3 protein-coding genes and 1 pseudogene are annotated in these 4,747 nt (G+C 71.6%); all 4 read right to left on the minus strand.

Annotation, left to right across the window (positions count from 1 at the left end):
• Positions 1 to 78: 78 nt before the first annotated feature.
• The gene (locus ABZ885_RS35630; RefSeq protein WP_360198289.1) at positions 79 to 1,335 is read right to left on the minus strand and encodes a hypothetical protein; all 1,257 of its coding nucleotides are present in this window, start codon (positions 1,333 to 1,335) and stop codon (positions 79 to 81) included.
• A gap of 32 nt (positions 1,336 to 1,367) precedes the next feature.
• Positions 1,368 to 2,276 carry an inositol monophosphatase family protein gene (locus tag ABZ885_RS35635; protein ID WP_360198292.1) on the minus strand — a complete coding sequence of 303 codons (909 nt, stop codon included), beginning with the start codon at positions 2,274 to 2,276 and terminating at the stop codon, positions 1,368 to 1,370.
• Positions 2,273 to 3,580: an aspartate aminotransferase family protein gene (locus tag ABZ885_RS35640; RefSeq protein WP_360198295.1), complete on the minus strand. Its 1,308-nt coding sequence runs from the start codon at positions 3,578 to 3,580 to the stop codon at positions 2,273 to 2,275. Before ABZ885_RS35640 ends, ABZ885_RS35635 begins: the two co-directional genes overlap by 4 nt.
• Positions 3,581 to 3,673: 93 nt before the next feature.
• Positions 3,674 to 4,378 (minus strand): annotated as a pseudogene (locus ABZ885_RS35645) (HAD-IA family hydrolase); the annotation flags it as partial.
• Positions 4,379 to 4,747 lie beyond the last annotated feature (369 nt).

Consider the following 4,747-nt stretch of genomic DNA (forward strand, 5'->3'; position numbering starts at 1 on the left):
AGGAACCGATGAAGGACGTGGGAGGCCACGATAGTCCCCGGGGAGCCGTCAACCAGGCTTTGATCCGCGGTCACCACGTCACGCCCCGGGGAGGTGGTCGGTCACCAGCGCCAGGTGGCTCGCCGCGTCCACCGGCCCGGCGCGGCGGCCGAGCTGCCCGGCGAGATCGTTGAGCAGCAGGGTGCCGAGCAGGTAGTGGCCCAGCGCCAGCTCGGCCGGCGCGGAGTCCCTCCCCTGCACGTCCGGCTTGGGCTTGCGGTCCGAGAGCCGGCACGGCGCCTCCGCCAGGACGTGCAGGTCGTGGGTGAGCAGCAGCCGCTGCCGCCAGTGCGGGTCGTGGCGGAACAGGTCCGCCAGGCCGCGGTGCGACTCCAGGTGGGGCAGGAACCCGTGGACGGCCGCGCGGTAGCCCGGGTAGACGGGCTGCCGGAACCCCACCCGGTAGCCGTGCCGCGCCGACCCCTCCACCGAGAAGCCCAGCCGGAGCGCCTGGTCCCACACGGTGAGGCTGAAGAGCGTCTTCGCCAGGTCGTACACCGGATCCCACGGCTCGGTGGAGCCGCGCGGGTCGATGATCCGGAAGTCCTCCGCCGTCGCACCGGGGCGGGCGGACAGCAGCACGTTCCGGGTGTTGGCGTCCCCGTGCGCGGGGGCCATCAGCCCGGGCGGCGCCACGGGGGCGAGCCGGGCCGCCAGGCGTGCCAGCACGAGGTGCGGTGCCTCGCACCGCACGCCGTTGACCGTGAGGCGTTCGGCGGCCGTCAGGCCGGCGGGCAGCGCCCCGCGCAGCACGGGCAGCCGCCGGAGGAAGCGGCCCACGACGGTCTGCGCCACGTAGTCCGGCGGGGCGGGGTGGGACTGCACGGCGTACCCGTTCAGGACGAGGGCGCCGACCAGGGCCGTGAACCGGCCGAAGAACTCGCGGGTGCCCTGCGGCGATGCGCGCAGTGGCGCGGCCAGGTCCACCGACTCGTAGAACGGCGTCGTCGTGGCCGACCACCCGTCACCGTCGAGGACGTGCACCACCGGCAGGTAGTGCGCCGCCAGCCGCGGTGCCACCGTGCGCAGGAGCCCGATCTGGCGCGCCTTGCGCCGGAAGGACACCAGGTCGTGGCCGTCCACGGCGCCCCGGTCGGGCACCAGGACCTTGACCGCGAGGTCCTCCCCGGCGTCGCCGGCCGCCCGGTACACCCGGGCCGGGGAGCCGCCGTCCAGGATCTCGTGCCCGACCTCCAGGCCGAGGGCGTCGGTGACGGCCGCCAGGGCCGTCCCGTCGGTCCACCCGCCGGCCGGGCGCGGGGACGTGACCGTCAGGTGCCGGTGACCGCTTCCCACAGGTGCCTCCTCGTCCGGCTCCGCCGCCGCGCCTACCAGCGGATCGAGTCGATCAGCGCGGCGTGCAGCTGCGGGGTGCAGGCGGCGATGCACGACCGCTGGTTGAGCGGGCCGATGTCGAGCAGCCGGGTGTCGTGCAGCGGCTTGCCGTAGGCGTCGGTGATGGTGACCCCGGCCCGTTCCGCCAGGTACACCGAGGCCGCGATGTCGTACGGGAACAGGTGCAGGATGCTCCCGTGCCCGACCCGGCGGAAGTCCGCCTCGGTGGCGGGCCGGTCGCGGAGCAGCCGGTTGCCGATGTCGACGTAGGCGTCCATCTGGCCGGTGATGATCCGCGAGATGGAGAAGGAGGCGCTGTTGAACACGTACACGCCGCCGGTGTTGGCGGAGGCGTCGATCAGGTGGCCGTAGGCGTCCGTCATCAGTTCCGCCGGGTGGCCGTTGAACTCCAGCGACCAGAACATCCGCGCGGGATCGACGGTGGACGACAGGCCGGGGACCGCGGCGGGGAAGCCGCCGGACTCGATCCCGTTCCCGTCGGCGTCGGCGTAGAGCCAGTTGCCGGACTTGATCTCCTGGAGCATCGCGTACCGGATGTCCCCGATGACGGGTTCCGCGCCGAACGGGGCCGCGGCGATGGAGACGCAGGCCATCTCCAGGTCGGCGGCGGCGCCGCGGGTGCCGTCGATCGGATCGATGACCAGCACGTACGCGGGGTCGCGGCCGAGCGTCCGCAGTCCCTCGCTCTCGGTGTAGACGGCGACGGGCTCGTCCTGCTCCTTCAGGAAGTCCCAGGCGGCCCGTTCGGCGAGGACGTCGACGGGGAACTCGGCGTCCCCACCCTTCGCCGTGCCCTGTACGTAGCGGCTGCCGACGTCGTGCAGGCCGTCGCGGACGGCCGCCCGGATCCGCCGGGACAGCTCCTGGACCAGGCCCCTCATGACGACACCGAGAGGAGGAGTCGTTCCAGCAGGTCGCACATCTCGTCCGCCTCCTGACGGGTCATGATCAACGCGGGCCGGACCTTCAGCACGTTGCCGTGCCCGTACAGCGAGGTCCGCAGCAGCAGTCCGTGGTCCATGCCGCGTTCGGCCAGGTGGTTGGTGAGCTGCGGGTCGGGGCGGCCGTCGCGGTCCACGATGTCGATGCCGATCATCAGGCCCACGCCGCGGACCTCCCGGACGAACGGCACCTTCGCGGCGAGGTCGCGCAGCCGGGCGAGCACGTGCGCTCCGACGTCCCGGACGTTCTCCAGGAAGCCGGGCCGGCCGATGACCTCCAGCGTCTTCAGGGCGGCCGCGGCCGCCAGCACGTTGCCGCCGAAGGTCGAGTTGATGTGGTGCCCCTCCACGCCGGCCAGCCGGTCCTCGGTCAGGATGCCGGCGATGGGCATCCCGGATCCGCCGAGCCCCTTGCCGAAGGTCATCATGTGCGGGGCGACGCCGAAGTGGTCGGCGGCGAACATCCGGCCGGTGCGCCCGAACCCGGTCTGGATCTCGTCGAAGACCAGCAGGATGCCGCGCTCCTCGCACAGGTCCTTGAGCGCCTGGAGGTAGCCGTCGGGCGGGACCACGTTGCCGCCGTTGCCGCTGATCGGCTCCAGGACCACGCAGGCGACCCGGCCGGTGCTGGCGTAGTCGATGAAGTCGTTGATCCGCTCGACGCACAGCAGGCCGCAGCTGGCCCGGTCCTGCCCGTAGAAGCAGCGCAGGCAGTGCGGATCGGGGACGTGCACGACCCCGGGCAGGTGCGAGGGGAACGGCGTGCGCCGGAACGCGGCGCCGGACGCGCCGATCATGCCGAGGGTCTGGCCCAGGTGCCCGCGGAAGAGCGTGACCACGTCGGAGTTCCCGGTGTGGACCTGGGCGATCTTGACCGCGCTCTCGTTGGCGTCGGAGCCGCTCGCCGACTTCAGGTGCACCCGGGTGAGGTTCGGTGGGGAGACCTCGGCCAGCTTCGCCACCAGCGCGTTCAGCGGCTCGGTCTGGAACTTGGAGGTGACGTGGATGAGGTGGCCCGCCTGCTCGCGGACGGTCGCCACGATCTCCGGGTGGGCGTAGCCCAGGCTCAGGTTGAACGTCCCCGAGGAACAGTCCAGATAGCGCCGGCCGTCCTCGGCGTAGAGGTAGACGCCCTCGCCGCCGACCACGCGGAGCTCGTCCGGCAGGTAGTAGTAGTGCTGGAGGACACCGGCGGCGTCCGTCCCGGGCGGCCGCTGCGGTGCCGCGGTGCTGACCTGGTCCATCGACGTCCTTCTTTCCGTCGGTGTCCTTCTTCTGACAATTCCCGGCAGATCGATCTGCTCGAATGATTCGAAGCGGAGATCCGCCTCCCGGAGATCGAGCGAGGCCGTCATCGAGTTCGGCACGGCGACGCACCGGATACCGGCGCGTTTTGCCGCGCGGACCCCGCTCGGTGAATCCTCGAATGCCACCGCGCGCCCGGCCGGAATTCCCAGGGAGGCGAGTGCCGCGACATAGAGGTCCGGCGCCGGCTTCGCATTGGAGCGGTCCCCGTCGGCGCACTGAACCGTGTGCCACCCGTCGGCGATTCCGCATTGCCGGGTGTACCGGGTGATCCATTCCCGGGTGGAATTGCTGACGATCCCGCGGGGTAGGCCGAGGGCGTCGACCACCCGCAGGACCCCGGGCACGCCGGGCCTGCTGGACAGCCCGCCGAGGAGCTCCTGTTGCCGGTCGCGGACTCGGTCCTGCACCTCCCGGCGGTCCACGGTGCACCCGGTGAGCCGTTCGAGGTGTGTCCACAGATCGAATCCGATGGTTCCGACGACGGACGACCACAGATCCCTCGGGAGCTGGTGGCCGAAATCAAGGAAGACCTCCGCGTGGGCGCGGAATATCTCGGATTCCGGATCCCACAGTGTCCCGTCGAAATCGAAGAGGATTGCCTGCACTTCGTTCACGTGCACCTCCGTCGAGTGGCGGACGGCCGACCGAACATGGGTTGGTACACGGAGCTGAAACGCCCATTGGTCCATCATGGCGGAGACCGCACCGCTCCGCCATTCATAGTTCGTCGACATACCCTCGGGCGGAGTATGCCGCGCGGCGCCGGCGGGCGAGCGGTGATCGACTGGGGGGCGGAGCCGGCGCGGGCCGGCGGGGCGGGGACCGCCGGGGGAGGCGAGGAGCGATGGACGAAGACACCGAACCCGAGGACACCGAACGCGAAGCCACCGAACCCGAGGACACCGGACGCGGGAGCACCGGGCGTGAGGGCACCGGACCAGGGTGCGCCGGACCAGGGACCGGCAGGCCACGGGTCGCCGTGGTGGGACACGTCGAGTGGACGACGATCGCCGGATGGAGTTCGCGCTGGCCGGCGCCCTCACCGTCAAGTCGCTCCGCCAGTACGTCAAGGAGCTGAGCGGCCGGCTCGACCCGCTCACCGC

The organism is Kitasatospora sp. NPDC047058 (genome assembly GCF_040643935.1).
Classification (GTDB): Bacteria; Actinomycetota; Actinomycetes; order Streptomycetales; family Streptomycetaceae; genus Kitasatospora.

What these genes read in the sequence shown, in the direction of transcription:
- ABZ885_RS35640 (WP_360198295.1), bottom strand. Translation starts at nt 3,580, where the DNA reads ATGGACCAGGTCAGCACCGCGGCACCGCAGCGGCCGCCCGGGACGGAC.
- ABZ885_RS35635 (WP_360198292.1), bottom strand. Translation starts at nt 2,276, where the DNA reads ATGAGGGGCCTGGTCCAGGAGCTGTCCCGGCGGATCCGGGCGGCCGTC.